Origin of the sequence: Pseudomonas nitroreducens, assembly GCF_024170165.1 — a bacterium.
Taxonomy (GTDB): Bacteria; Pseudomonadota; Gammaproteobacteria; order Pseudomonadales; family Pseudomonadaceae; genus Pseudomonas; species Pseudomonas nitroreducens_C.
Genome location: NZ_JALJXP010000001.1, coordinates 253,397 through 271,949, shown reverse-complemented (window position 1 = coordinate 271,949; position 18,553 = coordinate 253,397). Strand labels below are relative to the sequence as shown.

The 18,553-nt window shown below is 58.0% G+C and carries 13 protein-coding genes; 4 read left to right on the top strand and 9 right to left on the bottom strand.

Annotated features, from left to right (window positions below; all coding sequences use genetic code 11):
* Nucleotide 1: 1 nt before the first annotated feature.
* The 3 genes from J2T47_RS01130 to J2T47_RS01120 are packed head-to-tail and all read right to left on the bottom strand — an operon-like array spanning nt 2 to nt 3,543.
* Nucleotides 2-910, bottom strand: a complete 909-nt coding sequence (locus J2T47_RS01130; protein ID WP_253441690.1) for a TniB family NTP-binding protein — start codon at nt 908-910, stop codon at nt 2-4.
* A complete protein-coding gene (locus J2T47_RS01125) occupies nt 903-2,837 on the bottom strand; it encodes a Mu transposase C-terminal domain-containing protein (RefSeq protein ID WP_253441688.1) in 1,935 nt (644 codons plus the stop codon). The genes J2T47_RS01130 and J2T47_RS01125 overlap by 8 nt, the downstream gene beginning before the upstream one ends.
* A complete protein-coding gene (locus tag J2T47_RS01120) occupies nt 2,830-3,543 on the bottom strand; it encodes a TnsA endonuclease N-terminal domain-containing protein (RefSeq protein WP_015474787.1) in 714 nt (237 codons plus the stop codon). The genes J2T47_RS01125 and J2T47_RS01120 overlap by 8 nt, the downstream gene beginning before the upstream one ends.
* Before the next feature lie 194 nt (nt 3,544-3,737).
* On the opposite strand from J2T47_RS01120, the gene J2T47_RS01115 reads away from it, so the two are divergent.
* A complete protein-coding gene (locus tag J2T47_RS01115) occupies nt 3,738-4,667 on the top strand; it encodes a hypothetical protein (protein WP_253441685.1) in 930 nt (309 codons plus the stop codon).
* A gap of 30 nt (nt 4,668-4,697) precedes the next feature.
* Here the strand turns inward: J2T47_RS01115 and J2T47_RS01110 are convergent, their stop codons facing one another.
* The gene (locus J2T47_RS01110; RefSeq protein ID WP_253441683.1) at nt 4,698-6,629 is read right to left on the bottom strand and encodes a hypothetical protein; all 1,932 of its coding nucleotides are present in this window, start codon (nt 6,627-6,629) and stop codon (nt 4,698-4,700) included.
* A gap of 55 nt (nt 6,630-6,684) precedes the next feature.
* Nucleotides 6,685-6,831 carry a hypothetical protein gene (locus J2T47_RS01105; RefSeq protein ID WP_253441681.1) on the bottom strand — a complete coding sequence of 49 codons (147 nt, stop codon included), beginning with the start codon at nt 6,829-6,831 and terminating at the stop codon, nt 6,685-6,687.
* 101 nt (nt 6,832-6,932) lie between these two features.
* On the opposite strand from J2T47_RS01105, the gene J2T47_RS01100 reads away from it, so the two are divergent.
* From J2T47_RS01100 to J2T47_RS01090, 3 genes are all read left to right on the top strand, one after another.
* Nucleotides 6,933-7,241, top strand: a complete 309-nt coding sequence (locus J2T47_RS01100) for a DUF6804 family protein (RefSeq protein WP_253441679.1) — start codon at nt 6,933-6,935, stop codon at nt 7,239-7,241.
* A 111-nt stretch (nt 7,242-7,352) separates the two neighbouring features.
* The gene (locus tag J2T47_RS01095) at nt 7,353-8,363 is read left to right on the top strand and encodes a DnaJ domain-containing protein (protein ID WP_253441677.1); all 1,011 of its coding nucleotides are present in this window, start codon (nt 7,353-7,355) and stop codon (nt 8,361-8,363) included.
* 160 nt (nt 8,364-8,523) lie between these two features.
* Nucleotides 8,524-8,754 carry a hypothetical protein gene (locus J2T47_RS01090; protein WP_253441675.1) on the top strand — a complete coding sequence of 77 codons (231 nt, stop codon included), beginning with the start codon at nt 8,524-8,526 and terminating at the stop codon, nt 8,752-8,754.
* A gap of 10 nt (nt 8,755-8,764) precedes the next feature.
* Here J2T47_RS01090 and J2T47_RS01085 read toward each other — a convergent pair whose 3' ends face one another.
* The 4 genes from J2T47_RS01085 to J2T47_RS01070 all read right to left on the bottom strand — a co-directional run bounded on the left by J2T47_RS01085 (nt 8,765) and on the right by J2T47_RS01070 (nt 18,536).
* The gene (locus J2T47_RS01085; protein WP_170858248.1) at nt 8,765-9,814 is read right to left on the bottom strand and encodes a hypothetical protein; all 1,050 of its coding nucleotides are present in this window, start codon (nt 9,812-9,814) and stop codon (nt 8,765-8,767) included.
* 256 nt (nt 9,815-10,070) lie between these two features.
* Nucleotides 10,071-10,367, bottom strand: coding sequence for a hypothetical protein (locus J2T47_RS01080; RefSeq protein WP_253441672.1), 297 nt, complete (start codon nt 10,365-10,367; stop codon nt 10,071-10,073).
* 63 nt (nt 10,368-10,430) lie between these two features.
* Nucleotides 10,431-16,157 (bottom strand): DUF4011 domain-containing anti-phage protein Hhe, encoded by a 5,727-nt coding sequence (gene hhe, locus J2T47_RS01075; RefSeq protein WP_253441670.1) that lies wholly within the window; start codon nt 16,155-16,157, stop codon nt 10,431-10,433.
* Between the two features lie 327 nt (nt 16,158-16,484).
* Nucleotides 16,485-18,536 carry a DUF262 domain-containing protein gene (locus J2T47_RS01070; RefSeq protein WP_253441668.1) on the bottom strand — a complete coding sequence of 684 codons (2,052 nt, stop codon included), beginning with the start codon at nt 18,534-18,536 and terminating at the stop codon, nt 16,485-16,487.
* Nucleotides 18,537-18,553: the final 17 nt, after the last annotated feature.

Sequence of the window (18,553 nt, the reverse complement as noted above, 5' to 3'; positions counted from 1 at the left end):
GTCAGCACCCTCCACGTGGAGCAAAGACTTCTGGCATCACCGACACATAGGCACGCGCGAGATGCTCAGTTTCTACGACGAGACTTTGCTCAAATGGGTTATTGCGCTCGCCCGGTTGCATGATGGCTTGGTCGAATGCCTGAGCAAACGCGGGATAGTCCGCGTGTTTGGCCGAGCCCTGGGCCCTCGCCACTACCTCCTGAAACAAGCGATGCACCACACCATAGCGACCGGCCGAAGCCAGATACATACGTCTGGCAAACTCTACATCGTTGCTGGAAAAGGTCTGCCAACCCCACTCCTCCAGAGCTGCCAAGGCGCCCGCCAGGGCCGCACGGAAAGCGAGGAACTCGTCACCGTCCCATTGATAGGGGTAGTACTCGACCTCCCGCCGAGAACGACCAGCCAGCTGTTCGTTAGCCTGGAATAGCGCCAACATGGAGGGCAGGCCTAGCAGCAACACACTACAGCGAGCCTCATCGAACAGAGTCTTGAGGAAGTCGCCCGCCGCGCGGGCCGTGGTCGAACCGGCGCGCTCGAGCATGTGCTGCGTTTCGTCGAACACCACCAGCCTGGTGCCTGCTTGCTTTAGCCCTTTCAACAGAGCCTGATCAGCCATCACCTGATTGCGGTACAGGTCAGGCATCAGGCCCAGCGCTGCCAAACACGCATCGGGCAGCGCACGCCGACTCAAATGCTTAGGGCTGGTGACAATCAAAACCTCGCGATGACTGGTTCCGCGTGGGGCAGAGGGCAAACTGCGTAAGAGTGTGGACTTGCCGACCCGGCTCGGCCCCACGATCGGCAGAATCTGGGGATCGCCCTGGCGAGCACACAGGAGCAAATCGTGTATCGCTGTTTCAGCGTTTAAGAATCGTTCATGACAAATCAGGGGATCGAACTTAGTCATTGGCGCGCTCCCGTCGTGGCGCCGGCACCACGATCTGATCTACTGCGCGGGAGGGGCCAACCTCCGGCAAGACTGCAACCGAGGTATGTGCTTGCAACTGCTGCTGCAAATTCTTCGTGTGCTGATGTTGCTCACGCTTACGTGCCTCACGATTGTTTTCGGAAACCTTCTTCCGACGCCCACCCTGGCTGTCTCGTGTATAGCGCGCCAGCGCCTCGGCATACAGACGTCGGTAATCGCTTCCCTGCATCGCTCCCGCCCGGGTGTAGAGCTTGCGCAGCGACTTGGCGATTTCAAACGACACCGGAGGCACGCCCGGCATTTTGTTCGGCAGCCGCATCAAGCTGCGATCATCCGGGTGCACGGCAAAAATCGCTGAGCAGTCGTCCGGGTTGTACAGGATTTCCAGGCTCGGGATATCGCGGCTGCGGGCCAGATCAGCCAGTGCTCTGCTGTGGTACTGAAAGCCCTCAAAATCCACGCCGTAGTGCTGCAGCTTCCGCACGTCACGGTTGATGTTCAGGATCAGTCGCTGAATCGTCTCCAAAGGCGGTGGTGGCAGTGGCACGAACTGTTGCATTGCTTTGTGCATGGCATCGTGAATCGAAGTCTTTTCGCCAAAGCGGAATCCCAACTTTTCCCGGGGCTCGTGGATGTACACGTCCGCGACAAATCGCATGATCTCGCGGTAGATCTGCTCAATCGTGTAGCACGCCTCAGCGCTAGCCCTCGCGTGGCGATTTGGGTTGCGCCCATCCTGGCTGCGGGTAGCGCCCGGCAACTTATGCAGCAGGCGCTTATCGAGTACGCCAAACAGCGACTCGACGTGACCTTTGTCGTCGCCACGCGCGACACGCGCGTATTCGAAACTGATGCCAACCTCTCGCAGCAACGCAAGCGCCAGATCCGAGGAGTTTTCTGCTGCGTTATCGAATACCACTAGCGACAACGCGCTGGGCGCCACCAAATCCGTACGAATGCCAAAGCGATCCTTGAACGCCTGGTCTTTCGGCGTAAAGAAGTTCTCAAAGAGTTTCAACAGGGTGTACTCGCTGGGCTTTCCAGCGCAGACATAGATCGCCAGCGGATAGGAGGCGTAGGCACACACCATCGCGTACAGCGTGAGTTGGGTGTACAGATTTCCCACCTCATCGCGGCAGTACATATCGATGGTTTTGGCATCCAGCTCAACGCGCTCGAGAGGCTGCCTCACCTCGAAGGTGCGCACCGCCTGGCGATTCCACAACGCGAACGTGCGAGGATCGAGTCGTCCCTCCCTAACGAGCCCCTTGGGCATCCGCTGGATCATCCGACTGATGGTTTTTCGATCCAGCTGCGCCGGCGCCCCCTGGCTAGCGCTGCCTTTTTCCAGTCGGTTATTCACCATCAGAGCGAGGCCGCTCAAATTGATTTTGTCATCGCGCATGAAGGTTTCAAGGATGACCTCCTCGGCAAGCTCCTTCGCTGCGCGCTTACGCGACCACCCCGAGCCTCCACGACGGCTGAAGCTCGGAACAAGTCCTTCAAATCCTGCTGTGGCGAAGGCGTCGCGGTACTTCAGCAAAGTCTTGGCACAGGGCAGCTTGCGCTTCTGCTGACTGCAGAAAGCTTCGAGCCTGAACTTGCGCTCCTGAGCGTCGATCGGGAGCCTCTCTAACTGGGCGTTAAGATCCAGCAATGCCAGGCGAAACTCGGCTTCCTGACGCTCCTTCATCGTTGTGACCCGCTTGGCCGGCGTGACTGCACCGGACTGCAGGCGAATCGCTCCGCTGGCGATCCCGTTCTGGAAGTCTCGCAGTGGCAAGGTAAGCCTCACCCCCCCTTTGCCTTCCAAGTCGATGTCACCCAAAAACGGTTTGATGGCATGGATCTGATACCAGGTACCCTCGCGCTCGATGAGCTGACCAACCGCCAATGAGTCAGTCATAGCGCAACACCTCAAATACGCCGAGCGAGCCGAGCGCCGGCTCTACCTCAAAATCCATGTGCTCCAGACAGTGTTCACACAGGTCTACCCGCAGAACCCCCAACAGCAGGGCGGCTCCCAGGTAATGATTGGCCGGGGATAGACCCGCGAGTACCTCACGCAGTGACCCACGCAGTTGCTCCGGCGCACGCCGCGTCAGCGGTTCTACCCAGGAGACCAAATGACTGGACGCCTGAGTCAGGAAGGGTAGGAGCACTGCCAGGTTGCGCTGATAGACCGGCGGAAGATCCGCCTCAGTGATCACCACGAAACGCCGACCCAGGGCCAAAAAGCGCGACCGCAAGTGCACAAGCTGCTCGCGACGTTCCTCAAGAAAGGCTGCTGGCTTGACCTCGATCACCACCTCCAAGCCATTCACATCTGCGACGAAGTCCGGGGTATAGAACGTCTCCAGCGCCTGGCGCCGGGATGGGCGCTCGGCGAGTAATCGACCGGTACTGAGTTCCAGGGTGAAGGGCTGGGTGCGGTAGCTGCGTACCCGGGGATCAAGCTCCAAAGCCTGCGCAACGGACTGCTCCAGCCGCGACTCCAGGCGAATTTCGACTCGACCGTTTTTCGGCGAGCACAGGACAAAGGCGCGGCGGCCACGATGCGTACGCCGCGCAACGTCGCGGCTGTGAAGGGGGGAAAGGGCGTCAAGCTTCATGACTCATCCAACGGCAATGTCCAATGGCGCCATTGCCATATAGTGCTGGTTGTGCGGTGGAAAACCGGCACTATATGACAGGCTGTAATTTATATCTGCCATTAGGAATAGCGCAGTCCACGGGTGTCGTCAAACACCATTACGTTTCGCCCGCAATTTCCGGCAAAATGAGGCGTCGATGGAAGGAGCCCTCAGTGGGACGGCGCGCCAACACAGCCTGGTTCAGTCAGTATCGAGTGGCCTCTGCAGAGCTCCCTACGGCGCTAGCCAAAGGGGAGCGTCAGGCAGACGTCCTCCTGCGCCACGCCCAAAGCGCCGGTGTCAAAAACGCCACATTTGCGCGGATGATGAAGGCCGGGCGGGCGCTAGATGACCTGAGACCGAACCTTGGCCTCGAGGAGGTCGGTTGCACCTATATGCAAGCCGACATGCTGGGCAAGATTGCGCAGATATCTCCCGCTCGTGCCCAGACATTGCTCCCCGACGTCCTGCGCAACCAGTGTTCTTTGGAGCAACTCAACAGCCTCTTGGGTGAGTTGCAAGAGGCACAACCGCAGAAGGCGGTGCTGCACAATCGCGACAGTACCCGACGCCTCCTGCTTGCCCATGAGCGCAGCAGTGCTGACGCCATTGCGCGCGTTGGCGCAAAGTTCTTTGGTTACCCCGAAGGGCGCATCCTGCAGCAGGCGGGCGCCACCCTGTACCAGGCTCCCAATATGCTGGTCACCCAGGATGGCGTTGCCCAGGTGGCCCTGTTCATCCGGGTGGGCAGTATTGCAAAACCCGCCATGGCGGTTGGCTTGGAGTACCTTCAGCTCGCTTTGGCTCATCGAGCACTGGTGCCGCGAATCTGTTTCGTTCTGCCCCAGGCCAGCCCCATCATCTCAGCGCTGACCCGCCTGATCACCCAAGTCGAAGCTGCCCCTTACCAAGGCGATTGGCTGAACCTCGCCATGCTTGATCCAGCGAATGGGCAATTGAGCATGCAGAGTGAGGACACATATCAGACACTGGCGGCCATGGCGGTTTTTGATGACGATGCAGCGGATCTGCGCTGGGCAGGGCGCGATTTGGTCAGCGGGGAGGCCGCGAACCTGAATTACTTCGCCGCCCTGCAGCGCTAAGAAGCCCAATGCTCTGCTCGACGAGGAGGTCTAAACCAAAAGTGCCGCGTCCTCCAGCTGCCGTAGCATGCCGGTAAGCTCCTCAATCTGCTTAATGACCGAGCCCTGCAGCACCTTGTCTTCCGCCAGTGCACAAACTGCTTTGCGCCAGCGGCCAGTGCTGATAATCGAGTCGCCATAGGGAGCCACCCAGAACGACTCGTCGATGAACTCGTCCCCGCCAAACTCTTCGATCAAATAGCTACGCTCGTCGGCGAAATAGACGATCGGCTCATCGACGGATAGCAAGCTCACAGCACTCTCTGCACCGGGTGGCATTTCCACAGCTGCCCTCAGCTCAAGATACTTCCAGTGCTTGAGGCTCAGCACGTTCTGCTGGGCTTCTTCGCAACTGAGATCAACAGGCGCTGGGGCATCCGGAGACTGCATCAAGTACTGCTGTGCGGCCACGGCCACTTCGCGGCAACAGGCATACTCTCCCCGAACAAACGCATGGTGATAACGCTGTCGCCAGAGGTTTCCCCGAAGTCGAGATGAGTGCGCCCGCTGTTCCACATCGACGATGCCCGCCAGTTGCGCAAAGCGGTTGCCCAGTTCCTGCATTCCAGCAGTGGAGCAATGGGTAGTGAGTACCTGCAGCAACGCTCTGTCGTTCAGGACATGCAGGATTTCCGTCGACGTCCAGTACTGCAAATCATCCAGCACTCGATCCCGCAGACGTTCGTATCCACCAAAGCCCAAGACATAGCCAATGTGCAATAGCTTCAGCGCGATCAGGTGGCGCTGTGGGTCAAGCAGCAAGCGTTGAAAGAAGGAGAAGCCCATTGACCGGCCGACCAAATCCGCCCATTCATGATGGAGCATGGCCGCAACCTCGAGCTCCAACTCGGAGAGTCCATGGCTTTTGCCGCCACGTCCTCCCAGACGCTGATACCAACGACTGGCTTCGCTCCATACGAATTCGGGCCCCATCCCGTTGGCAGCGTAGGCACGCTGTACGTCAACGTCCGACGAGAGCGGCGCCGAGTGGGGGCGCAGCAAGGTGAAGAGCCAATCAATGCACCAGTTGCGAACCACTTCATACTGGTCGCGGTGACGATACTGCCGCGCTTTGTGCTCCAACTTAAACGGCCAATAGCGCAGGGCCGGAAAAATCACCGACCGGTGCTGATGCAAGGCGTTGGCAATACGCCCCTCCGCCTCATCGCGCATCTCCTCGGCCCACTGTTCATGTGACGACCCCGGGTCGGCCCACTCACGCGCCTGCTGATAACGCCAGCGCGCTTGCTCCCCCCCACGCTTTTGCTCAAGGCACCCCAACGCCAAGAGCATCCAGGCCTCAGAGTGTTGAGGGTTGATCGCGACCGCCCGGCGTGCTGCTTGGTGGGCCTGCGCCTGTAGGCCCAAGCGATGCAACGCCCAGGCTTTTTCACTGAGCTGCTCGGCATCCACAGTGGCGCCGCGCCCCTGCTCTTCGACGCTCTCGAGCAATTGCACCGCCCGCAAGGCGTAGGGTGCGCCCGGCTGCTCGGCCGCGCTCGCGGTGCTTAACGGCAAGCGATCTTGCAGTGCAAAGGTTTCCAGCGACGGTCGATCCTGCAACAGCGCCTCGAGTGACTCCAGGCGATCGAACCAATAGGCATAGGCCCGCAGCTTCTGTTGCAGGCGTGCCTGAGCGTGGGCGATTTCACGGCGTAGTTCGCCGTCCGCTACCTCGCCCTTCGCGAGACGGCCACAGAAGCTTCGGCTGTTGAACACGCTGTCCAGCGCCACTAGGTTCTTGATCAGGTTGTCGCATGCGTCCGAGCGCTTGAGCGTCAGCGAATTCCCTTTGGGGTCGACGCGATGCGCCTGCAGTGGCGGTTCATCCGCGAGTTTGCTGACCAGGCTGCGATCCGCATCGTGGCCAAATAGGCGACGCAGGGTATCGGCGATGCCGTTGGTTTCGGCTTTACGGGCCATTTTTACGCTCCTTGTCAGACCGGGGAAGGAGGATTCCCCGGCCTACCATGCCTGGTTATTTGCCGGGCTTCGGTGCTTGCCGGCTGCTGTGGTACGCAGGGTTGTTCGGGTTCAGCTGGTTCGACCGATTGTCCTGAGCCGCCTGGTGGCTCGGATGGTTCGGATTGGATTGATTGGCGTGATGCTTGTTGTGATGGCTCATGGGGCAACTCCTGTGGGGTTGGAGTCCCCAACCTACAATTGCGCCGGGCGCAGAAAAGACTTTCCTCTGCTTTCGTTCATTCGCCCCTCAGGAGTCCCTCCATGCCTTTCCCAGTGATTCTGCTGTGCAGTCTCATGCTGATGGCCGGCGCGTTCCCCCTACCGTACGCCTACTACAGTGTCCTGCGCCTGCTGGCCTGCGCGGTTTTCATATTCGCCACCTACTTGGCGGCGCAACGTCAGCATCGCTGGTTACCCTGGGCCTACGGCCTGTGCGCCTTGGTCTTCAATCCGCTCGCCAAACTGCATCTCCCCAAAGAGCTGCGGATGCTGCTGGATATCGCGGCTGGACTATTGCTGCTCGGTAGCGCGGGCGTTATTCGGCGCCGCGCGTCACCTCCCACCGAGTGATCTTGCCAGCACGAACGTGCCAACCGACAATTGCATTTCGCCACCAAGGGTGGCCGGCGAGTTCGCCCAGGATGCACCGGGCGCCGATTGCGGCGCTTCAAGGCAAGGGACATGCAGAAACCGCGTACGCACTACGACAACCTGATGGTGGCGCGCACGGCCTCGGCCGAAGTCATCCGCGCCGCGTATAAGAGCCTGACACAGAAGTATCACCCGGATAAGAATCCGGGTGATCCGCAGGCCGCGCGGATCATGGCCATGATCAATCAGGCGTACGAGGTGCTTTCCGACCCACAGCGCCGGCGCTCGCATGATGAGTGGATCGCGCAGCAAGAGCAGGCCTTTCAACAGGCACAGTTCGAACAGTTCCAGCGCCAGGCCGGCCGCGCCCACACGCAGCCACCACCGCCTCCGCCGCCGAAAACGCCCCCGCCACCCCCACCGCAGCAGCGTCAAAGCGCGCCTCCGCTCGCCTGGGGCGCACTGCTCGGCAATCTGTTTCGCACCGCCCGCTGGATCGGCGCACTAGGCTTCGCCCTCGTGCTCGGGCTGTCCTACCTGGACTCGTACGGTCAACGCCACAGTGCCTACGTACCGCCGTCTGCCCCTGCGCCCACAACGACATCGGCGACGCCCAGCAGTCCGTTGTTGCCGACCGCAACCCCCGCCGCCAGCCGTACGGCACCGGCCGCGCCCCCTGTACCGCGCTGTCAGCCCATGCCACAGGATCCCAAGGGTCGTGCCTGGCCGCGTACGGCGGGCTACGTGCGTGGGTTTGGCATCCCCTACAACGCCGGTTACTCGCAAATCAGCATCGACAACTCCCAGGGCAACAGCGCGCTGTATATCAAACTGGGCCCCGCCACCTCACGCAGCGGCACCCTGGAGCGGCATGCCTTCGTGCCCGCCGGGCAGAAGTTCACCCTGCGCCAGATCAGCCCAGGGACGTACTACGTGAAGTACAAGGACATCGCCAGCGGCTGTAACTTCCGCTCCAGCCTGCTGCAAGTCGAGCAGTTCAGCACCGCCACCGGCTATCAGTACAGCGACATCAGCCTGACCCTGTACAAGGTGCTGCACGGCAACATGCGCGTCGAAAGCCTCAGCGAGGCCGACTTCTAGCGCACTGCAGAGCAGTGGACTGCGCGTAATAGGACGTTATGGTGAATAGCCCCCCACACCTGAACCAGGGGCGGTGACCGCTTGGCCGGCGACGGCTACCGGCACGCCATGCTGCGCTATACCAGACATCGGGGAACTGGCGGGTGGGAGAGCCGGGGCGATGAAAAAAGCCATTGAGCAGGACACCCTGCAGGCGCTGGTCGAGACCGGCGCGGCGCGGGAATTTCGCGTGCTGCGCGATGGGGAAACCTGGCGCCTGGAGCTGCGCCTCGGGGTGAAATGGCTGCCGGTGCGCTCACGGCGTGAGCCCGTAAGAGTGTGGCGCTCGCTAACGGCAGTGGGGCGGTTCTGCCAAGGAATCGGGATCAAGGTGCTGACGGTGGCGCTTTAGCCCACTCAGCCTATCGCGGGCGCGCCCGCCAGAGCTCTTCGATGTCGAGATCGTTCAGAGCATCGCGCATACGTACAAAGGCATTGTCGGAAAAGCGCGGAATCCGGGTCGAGCCAAATTCGAAGACATGCCGGCAATTCACATCTTCATCAATCCCGAGGTGAGCTCGTAATAGCTTAGCCTTGGGCTGTGTCAGGCCGACCTTCTGCGCAAGGTCGGCTGCACCCAGGTGAAACTTCTTCTGGAGATCCAACTCCCGCACCGCCGCTGCGTCGGCAGGGTCATCACCGCCGATATAGCGCACAGGCGCGCCTTCCTTCTTGGTGAAGTGCACGACCAGATTCACGCCCTCACCATCGGTGCGGGTTCCTACGGTAGACAAGCGCGGGAAAACCTCGAGAATCCCTTGTCCGGCACGTATGGCCTTTTCAATGCGGTCGATGTCGCGTTCTGAAACCTCCACTTCTTCGACGGCGATCGACTCCAGCGCGAGCAGCGAACGGATGCGCGCCCGAGCCTCATCTCGATGTCGTCTACCGGGCTCCAGCAGCTCCCTGACCAGGCGATACTCCCGATCCACCAGAAACTCGAAATCGCCCGGGGGCATGGTCGAGACAGGCAGTACCCGAGCAGGGATATGCTGGATCAAGGCATCCTCCAGGGCTCGCTGGAGGTAGGCATCAAAGGCGGTAATCAGTGCCCGCGTATTGAGATACAGCAGGTCCTCGGCGACTACGACGAACCAGTGCTGGGCCGCATCGCGCAAACTATCGACTGCACGCATCACACCCGCTTCCTCGGCTGTCAGCCCGTACTGAGCGATGCACAGTCCGACGCTCTTATCGAAGGAGATGGAGCGTCCGGTGACTTTGTCGAACACGTTGGCCTGGTTCTGCACCAATACTGCTTTCAGCAGCATCTCGCAGGCATGCTGAAGATGTAGCAACACCGTGGTGATGCGCCCGTCCTCATTGAAGCTATTGAATGCCTGCATCCCTGTGCGAAGAGAGCTGAGTGCCTTGGCTTTCAGAGTGCGTGCATCTCGAACCAGCTTCATAATCATCCTGTCTACTGGTTGGCGACTGCCAGAGTGGAGTCGCCACTCCCGATCTACAATGACCTACTCAAACCGCTACGACCACCCTGATTAACCCGGAACCAGCGGCTCGAAGTGCTGATCGGCTCTATTCCTCCCGGTCGCGTGAATCGCTGGTGTACCACTACCTCAGCAGGCACCTGCAGCTGAGCAACCGACAATGTGCTTTGAGGGGCTGGCCAATTTTCCTGCAGAGCCATAGTTTATATTTTTATAAAAATTATAGACTCGAAGTATTCATATCGATATTTGTCAGGCTTGACGAAATATTGTCAACCCCGTCAATTAAAGTTTTTGCAAACGAGAGATCTTTCGTCCAATTGAGCTCTTCTGAAATATTTGAGGACGCTTCGTCGATACGATTGAGCAACGTACTTGCAAATGAGTGGTCATTTATCCAGTTTAGCTCGTCTTTTATTTCCTTAATATCACCCCTTAAATCGTTAATGCTCTCCAGAATATTTTCATTAACGTCTACAAGCCGAGAGAGAAGTGCCTCAATGAGCTCTGTGTTCATACCGACTCCTGGGAAAGTGCTGCATGGATTGTCCAATCCATGCAGAGTGTTAGTTGATCTGCTTTATGCGTAGTCAGCGATTAGGGAAAGTACATCATCGATGAAGCGCCCTTCGATCGGATCGGTGCCCTCGCGAAGGTAGCCCGGCAGCCTCTGTTGAAATTCGTTGCGGTCGACCGGCTTGAACTCCAATAAGGCTTCTAGCATTGCGGGGCGCAGCAACCGACGATTATCTGGCGTGGTCGGTAGGGCAGTACGAATGATCTGCTGATCCAGATAGATCAGTTTCTCCCGTAGGCTGGTACCGCCTTCTTGGGCGATGTGCTGGGCGTGCTGGCTCTGCTCTTCGGCAACGAGCTGAATAATCTGTTCTTCGGCCGGCTCTAGCGCTATCTCCATAACTGGCTCGGTACGCAGTGCGGCGAGCTCCTGGAGAATAGGTTCAAGTTGCAGCTTGGCGTTGCGGAACCAGTCCACCGACCAGATGCGGCGAATACGCCAGCCGAGCTGTTCCAAGACGCTCTGACGCAGACGGTCGCGGTCGCGAGCTGACTTAGCGGAATGATAGGCCGCACCATCACACTCGATGCCCATCAGGTAGCGGCCGGGCTGACCTGGGTCGCGCACGGCGAGGTCGATGAAGAAACCGGCCACGCCGACTTGCGGCTCACACTGATAGCCATGGCGCTCAAGCGCTTCGATAACGGCTACCTCGAAGTCGCTGTCAGAAGCTCTACCCGTTTCGCGAATATGAGGCATATGACCGGATTCGGCGAACTGCAGGAAGTCACGTAGGGCCAGCACACCACGGCTTGATGTGCCTGTAGCAACTACGTCACTGGCAGTGAAGGAAGCGAATACCTGCATGCGCTTCTTAGAGCGGGTAAACAGCACGTTCAGACGGCGCCAACCATCTGCTCCGTTGATAGGGCCAAAGCGCTGGGGCACGCTGCCGCCGATCTCCATCGGGCCATAGGTGGTGGAGATGTAGATGACGTCCCGCTCATCCCCCTGGACGTTCTCCAGGTTCTTGATGAACAGCGGCTCATCGCTTTCTTCGTTACGGCTGAAGGCCTCCTGCAGCGCTGGATTCTGCTTGGCAAGTTGCTCCAGAGCGCGGTCGATTTGTTCGGCTTGCTTGACGTTCATGGCGACGACGCCGAGCGACTCTTCAGGGCGGTGGAGCAAATGGTGTTCGATTGCCTTGGCAACGATCTCCGCTTCTTCAATGTTACGTTGCTCGACGAAACGGCCGCGTGCCACCCGCACAAACTTCACGCCGAACTCGTTTGATTCGCGATGAGGTGACGGGTAAACCACCAGGTTGCTGTCGTAGAAGGCCCTGTTGGAGAAGGCGATCAGGCTTTCATGACGCGAACGATAGTGCCAACGCAGGCGGCGTAGCTTGAACAGTGGCATGGCCGCTTCGAGGATGCTTTCCGAATCCTGGGCCAGAGATAGCTCTTCACTTTCCTCGTCATCGTCACCCCCTTGGCGGGAGAAGAAGCTGGTAGGGGGCAGCTGTTTGGGGTCGCCGACCACGACCAGTTGGCTACCTCGGGAAATGGCGCCTAAGGCTTCTTCCGGACGCATCTGCGAGGCTTCGTCCATGACGATGATGTCGAAGTGCACTTTGCCGGCTGGCAGGTATTGAGCTACCGCCATGGGCGACATCATGAAGCAGGGCTTCAGCCCTTGTAGGGCCTCAGGGGCTCGCAGCATCAGCGAGCGAATGGACTCATGGCGAGTTTTCTTACCAGCCTCATGCTTCAGCAAAGCGAGTTGGGTGCGATCTTTCACTTTGCCGGAGTTGTTACCTTCCGGAACCTTGTGTTGATCAATCTTCGCGGCCAACTGCTCGCGTTGAAGTTTGGTGAGCTGGCTGTCTATCTCGGCAAAGCGACCTCGGATAGCCTCCTGATCCTTGCCGGAGAACTGCCCCAGCGCCGGATTGTTTTCGAGTATTTGTTTGGCCCAGAGATCCATCAGGCCCAGTAGGCAGGCATCTTTGGCGCTTACTGCCATAAGTGTTTGGTTTTCGACAGCGAAGATCACCGCCTCAAAGCCCAAGTCAGCAAGCCGCTTGCGCAATCGGCGGTATTCCAGCCAATGCTCAAGCAACTCTTCGTTTTGTGCTGCCCACTGCAGACGTTGCATGAGGGCCGTCAGATCATCCTTGTCGACACGCTTCCACCAGTTGGCCGGTTCTACGTCGGCTTTGTCGATAAAGCCGGTTAAGGCTCGCTCCCAAGCCTGGAGCGTACTCGCTAGTTGCTGCCCTAGGGTGTTCCAGTCACCAACCAACTGCTCGGCCTGTTTGGTGGTACAGGCTGCGAGTTGAGGTACCAGCAGGTGGCGTATCGACAGCGCCATGATTGGGCGCACGAAGGATACGGTGTGGCGCCAAGCAATTAGGCGACCACGCGCCTCGGCTAGGTTATCGAAGCGAGGCAGCTGTTCTCCCTTCAAACACGCGAGTAACTCGGCATTATTCTGCAGAGCTACTGCACGTTCCTGCCAGTTCTCAACGGCTTGCGCGAGCGCAAGCACGCGCCCAGTGGTCGGTGCCTGCTCACTAATCAACGGCAAAAGCGCATTGAGTGCGCTGCCCAGTTCCTTAATGAGTCGCATGTACAGGCCATTGGGAGCCAGCAAGTCTTCTGACTGGAGTAGGTGACTATCCAGAGGGAGAGTGTTCTCCAACTCACTGCGATGGGACAGTACATCCGAGAGGTATTCTTTCAGCTCGCTCGCATCACCTAGCATGTGCTCAAGTACCTGAGCATTTTCTTTGAGCAGATACTCTGCAATCCAGACATTGCCGCCGAATCCGCGTCCACACTTGTCCCTTAGCGTCCGATACCAATTGCGCAGAGCAATCAGCTCAGCGGTTCTGGTTAGCTCGCCTCTGAAGTGATCACCGAGTGCCTCGCGGAAGGAAGATTCAGTGGCTAGGCGATGCTGCTGACGCTTATAGGCAATGCTGTCTGGTAACGTCTGAAGGGCAGCCTTCAGTTTGATCCCTGGCCGTATCATGGCCGAAACCTCAGCCTTGGCTGCTCGCCAATCACTCTTGAACCAACGAAGAAGCGAGCCGTCAGCGAGCACACGCTGCAGGTCTTCCAGGCGCGAGTAGCTGGGCAGGCGATCAAGGGTAAAAACGCGAGCGGATTGCTCTTCGAGCTGCTTGATCTGGGTTAACAGCTCGCTGAGCTCAGGAAGTACTCTGTCTAGCGAGGCCTCTTCGAAGCGTTTGTGGCGCCACTCCGCCAGGGCGATGGGCATCTGCAGGACTAGATCAAGCAGCAGGCGCAGCTGCTCAATTCCCTGTTTGTCCGCCCTTAGCAACTGGGCGGTCGATGTTTTCGCGATGCTCTGGATCAGTAGCTGAACCCTGGGAGCTTCATCAATCAGCTCATTGGCCTCTTGGATCAACTCCAGAAGGGCATCCAGTTTCAAGTCGCCGCTATCGTTGTGCTGTCGTATCTGTACGCAGGACTTCTTGATAGTTTCGAGAGCCTGAGGCGAGCCGATAACACTGGGGTGCAAGGCTTGGTTCAGGGTGACTTGCTGCTCCGTCAACTGATCCATACCTTCTAACCAGGCTTGGAGCGCTTCACAGCTGGAAGCATCGAGCTGGCTGATCACCTCCCAGTCTTCGTCGCCTTTTGGCATAGGCATTGCCGACAGTGCGCTTGCCAATTGATGAATGGCTTTGGGGCTGAACGAGGCGACCTCAGCTGCCTTAAGGTGGGCGGAGGACTTGGCTCGTATTGCGCGAAGCTCATCAAGCGCCGTTATGGTGTGTTTCAGCTGGAGCAGGATGTCCGCTCGCTCTATCCCGCTTATTTGTGTCTTGGTGCAGCCAAACCATGGATGAGTTTCAAGCTGGCCGCTCTGGCCAGCTTCCTCTGCCGTCTTTGTGTAGATGTGGGCAAAGTAACCTGCCTGCTCATAGACCTGATTTTTATCCAGGTTGACCGCGTTAGCGGGATGGAAGTCAGCAGGGCGGATGGCCAAACTTTCACGCAAGCGTGTGGCTTGCATCAAAATCTGGTGGGCGGTTAATCCAGTGGCTGCATGTTGGGTATGCAGTTGCCTGACGTGCTCATTGAGCTGCTGCTTCAGTCGCTCGTAATTGTTAATCAAGTCGCTCAGCTGACCGGGCTGTCTATAGCTGCCACGGTTACTAATGCGCTGCCCAATGCTTGCAGCCACTGCACTCTTCTGGCTCTTGTGACTGTGAAGCTCGAGACAGAACTCACCTAATCCGGCGCGCGCGAGTCGGTTTTTGACAACCTCCAGAGCTGCTCGTTTTTCCGCAACAAAGAGCACCTTTTTGCCCTGCGCCATGGCGGCGGAGATCATGTTGGTGATGGTTTGCGATTTACCGGTGCCGGGCGGGCCTTCGATTACCAAGTCTTCACCGCGAATTACATCGACCAATGCGCTGTGTTGCGAACTGTCCGCGTCATCGATCAACGGGTAGTTCAGGTGCACATCTTGGAGCTCGTCGATTGCGTGCTCGCTGCTGAAGCCGTTGGCAGTAGATTCGGGGCGTTCGCTATCTGCCAGGCCGATTAGGCGCTGCACCAAGCCGCTCTGGAGTAATACCTGATTTTTGCCAGGCTCGAGATCCAGATACATCATCAATTTGCCAAACTCGAACAGCCCCAACGAGGCAAAACGATGCAGCTTCCAGTCAGGTTTCACTTCGAGAACGGTCTCCCGTACACGAGCGAAGTACTCTTCCGGCAGCAGATCTTCGGTAATACGTGGAAGCGCAATGCCGAAATCGCGGCGTAGTTTCTCCCGGAGCGAAAGGTTGGTGAGGATATCTTCGCCGGTATACAGAACCTCGTAGTCAAAGGTTGCTGTTTTGGGGTTGAGTTTCCCTTTTTCCAGGCGGACGGGCAGCAACATGAGCGGGGCAAGGCGTGGGCTGTTTTTCCCAGCTACCGACTCGTCCCACTCGAGGAATCCGAGTGCTAGGTAGAGGATGTTGGCGCCGGTTTCATCAAGTGACAGGCGCGACTGTGCATGCAGTATCTGCAGCCGTGACTCAAGCTCGGTGGGGTAGTACAGGGTTTGAATGGCATCGTCGGCGTGCTTATCGCTGGGCGCCTCCGATTCGGTTGGTAGTTCGTAGCTGGTTTGCATGCCCAGAATCTGCGCCCAAGTCTCCGCTGTTGGCGGTTTCTTCAGTTCGCGGACACTGCCTGTTTGCTCGTCGAACTTGAGGTACCCCTGCTCAATCAGTTGGCGCTCCGTCGGCTCGGGAACAGGCGCGAAGCGCATTGTCTGATCGTTTGTCAGCAATTCGAAAAGCTGATCAGGAAGTTCGTCGATAATTCGCGCGAAACGTTTAGAACGAGCATGCGAGAAATTCAGAAGCCGGTTTCTCGCACTGAGGTCTAGAAGGCGACTGCGCAGCTTTTCCAGGCTTTCCGGACTATCGCTGGCGGGCTCATCAAGATCTTCCCAGTTGGTTTGCTCATCAACTGTCTGTTGGGGGCTAGGTTTCCACTTGCTATCGAAGCGGAACACCGAGCCGCCCCGACCGCTGCCTTTCTGCAATTTGCCTCGTACGATCAGTTCTTCCCGAATAGACCAATACTCCTCGTCGCTGACGGCGAAGTCATGAAGCTCAGCTTTCTGCTCGAGCCGCTGCTTGAGGGTCTTGTTGCCTACCGCTGCTCCGTCTCCAGGTACCAGATCCAGTATCCAGTCCTGTACGAGCTTCCTTTCATTGACTGTCAAAGGCCGGCTGGCAGGAGATTGCACCGTCATGTAATTCATCCATCGGGAAACCTAGAGGCAGATGCAGGCCGAGCTTGTCGAAACAGGACAACTGGGATGGCGGAGATTGGGGAGCGCCTTAGGCGCTATTGCACTTGCGGAAGCCATCCCTGGTGTCATGCGGCAAAACTGTGACTGCGCTCGTGTCACAGTAGCGGGCTGGCTGGAAACGGTAAAGACGGATAGTGGCTAACTAGCAGCTACCAGACAGGGGCTTTGGTCAAGCGGCAGCCCGGCCATGGAAAGCAGGCCCTCTCAGGGCGATCTCCGGTCTTATTTGGAAATCGCCCGACGCACGGCAGTATGCGAACGGCCCGTTTAGTTTCCAAAGATCGCCGCTGCCACCGCAGTGGGGGTAGCGATGCTCTCTGCAGGCTTCGGCCACACGAGCAGCGCCGCTTTGAGCAGCGCTTTCGCACGATTCTCGATGGCAACGTCGTTCCATGTGGAAAACGCTATCTGGTGAAAATAGGTATTCAACAGCAGGGCGCTTTGACCTAGGCGGGAGCGCTTACCCAGAATCTGTTCACCCTCAGCGTCTAGGGTATCGGCAAATGGGCCATTGCTGATTGAGCTGTTCAAAGGCTGGGTCAGCAGCGTCAAGTTACCAAACCCATGTATAGCGGCCTCTCTCAGCTGACGCTGCCCCTCCGTCATGTCGGCTATCTGGTAGGCAGGCAGCTTTTCCCAGCTTTGCGGCAGCACATGCTCAATAGTCAAATCCGACTGAGCGGGAACATGGTTACTCCCTTGCTGAGGCCCCCGAGCCGCATACTCCAGCGCACGCAAGACGCCGCAGGTTTTGACAGGCCGAAGCTCCCTGTAAACCGGACGATGGCACCACTTGTCACTAAACAGCGAGTCATCTGGCCAAACCTCGCTGGTTGCCGTCGCTCCCAGAAGCACTGCGCGCAACACGACATGAGGAGCTTCAGGAGCACCGGCCACAGCGTGCAGTACACGCATGAAAAAGCGGTTGTAACCCTTGGTGGTCAAGCCACATACCGCGCGGCGCGTCAGATAGGAGGCCAGGTCACCAAGGGCCTGTTTCAGTTCCGCACTGTCGCTGGCTAATCGTTCACGCAACGCGAGGTAAACCGGCGTGACCGTTCCCACATCTAGCGATTTCACCAAGCGTGCAAATTCAGCCAAATAGCCGGTGCCCTCTGGGGAAACCAACTCCTGGAAATGTTGGCTGGAGGAGACCAGTCGCTTCAGTTCGACTTCAAGGTCACGTGGCTGCTCTTGCCACCATGCCTTGTATGACTGGAAAACATGGCTGGCGAGTGTGATTTCTTGACTACGTAATGTGGCGTAGTTGTAGAAGAACAGATCAATACGCGGATAGGTAATACGCCCCTGACGCTCTTTTTCCCGCCAATAGGCATTCGCAGAGATGCCCTTTTCGGTCGTCGCGACAAGGTCAAATTGGCGCCAGTAGCGCTCATATAGCTGTGGCACAGGTTTGCCCTGCCGAGCAGCTTCAAGGAACACGAAGTTGCGTACTAGGTCGGAGGCCAGTAGCGGTTCACCACGTGCGTTGAGTGTTTCGAAGATGACTTGGGGATCATCCTCGGCCTCGAGCGTCAGCGTCATAATCTGCACATGGTCGGATAATGCCATGTAAAGCGCTTCAGCACGCTCCGGCTCCAATTGCATATGAGCTTGAAGTGGCGATACTTCGTTATTGCGACGGATTTCTGCTATCAGAGCCTCTCCAAAGGTATGGTCGGAGGTCTGCTCTATGACATCGGAGAGGTCGACACTCCGCATGTAGGCAAGACAAGCGTGGTAGAGATAGAGGTACGTCTGCACCATCAAAGGCCGCTCAAGCTTTGCGCGGCCATCTCGTGCAGGATACATGGCACATATGTCTTTGATAGTGGTAGCAGTGTCGCTCAAGCGGCGCATCTCATCCTGCCCCGCCTGAGTTGGCCAAACCTTGTAATGATCTTCTGCACGCTGGTAAGGGCCGGGGTTTCGTACCAACCCATCGAGCATTTGCGGGATTGGGTTATCCACCAGCTCGCGGGCAGCTTGGCGAAAGGCGAGCAGCAGTAGCTGCAACGTGGTCGAGCGCTGCTGGCCATCGATTACTTCAAAGGCAGGCACTCTGCCGAAGCTGTTCGGTACTGGCGTCATCACGATGGAGCCCAGAAAGTGCTTCTGTAATGGCTTCAGTGCTGCAGCGGTACCAGTAGATGCCAGCGCTAGTTGCTCCAGCACAGCATCTGCTCGGTCTTGGATGTCAGTCCACAATGGGCCAACTTGCTTCTCCAGCGTCCATACATAACCCCTTTGAAAAATTGGTATCTGATACTGATGTGGGGTACTGAAGAGGCTGGTGACCGTAGCTTTACTGGGCTGCATGCTGAATTCCTTATCTG

What these genes read in the sequence shown, in the direction of transcription:
- J2T47_RS01130 (WP_253441690.1), bottom strand. Translation starts at nt 910, where the DNA reads ATGACTAAGTTCGATCCCCTGATTTGTCATGAACGATTCTTAAACGCT.
- J2T47_RS01120 (WP_015474787.1), bottom strand. Translation starts at nt 3,543, where the DNA reads ATGAAGCTTGACGCCCTTTCCCCCCTTCACAGCCGCGACGTTGCGCGG.
- J2T47_RS01105 (WP_253441681.1), bottom strand. Translation starts at nt 6,831, where the DNA reads ATGAGCCATCACAACAAGCATCACGCCAATCAATCCAATCCGAACCAT.
- J2T47_RS01125 (WP_253441688.1), bottom strand. Translation starts at nt 2,837, where the DNA reads ATGACTGACTCATTGGCGGTTGGTCAGCTCATCGAGCGCGAGGGTACC.
- hhe (WP_253441670.1), bottom strand. Translation starts at nt 16,157, where the DNA reads ATGACGGTGCAATCTCCTGCCAGCCGGCCTTTGACAGTCAATGAAAGG.
- J2T47_RS01080 (WP_253441672.1), bottom strand. Translation starts at nt 10,367, where the DNA reads ATGAACACAGAGCTCATTGAGGCACTTCTCTCTCGGCTTGTAGACGTT.
- J2T47_RS01095 (WP_253441677.1), top strand. Translation starts at nt 7,353, where the DNA reads ATGCAGAAACCGCGTACGCACTACGACAACCTGATGGTGGCGCGCACG.
- J2T47_RS01100 (WP_253441679.1), top strand. Translation starts at nt 6,933, where the DNA reads ATGCCTTTCCCAGTGATTCTGCTGTGCAGTCTCATGCTGATGGCCGGC.
- J2T47_RS01110 (WP_253441683.1), bottom strand. Translation starts at nt 6,629, where the DNA reads ATGGCCCGTAAAGCCGAAACCAACGGCATCGCCGATACCCTGCGTCGC.
- J2T47_RS01090 (WP_253441675.1), top strand. Translation starts at nt 8,524, where the DNA reads ATGAAAAAAGCCATTGAGCAGGACACCCTGCAGGCGCTGGTCGAGACC.
- J2T47_RS01070 (WP_253441668.1), bottom strand. Translation starts at nt 18,536, where the DNA reads ATGCAGCCCAGTAAAGCTACGGTCACCAGCCTCTTCAGTACCCCACAT.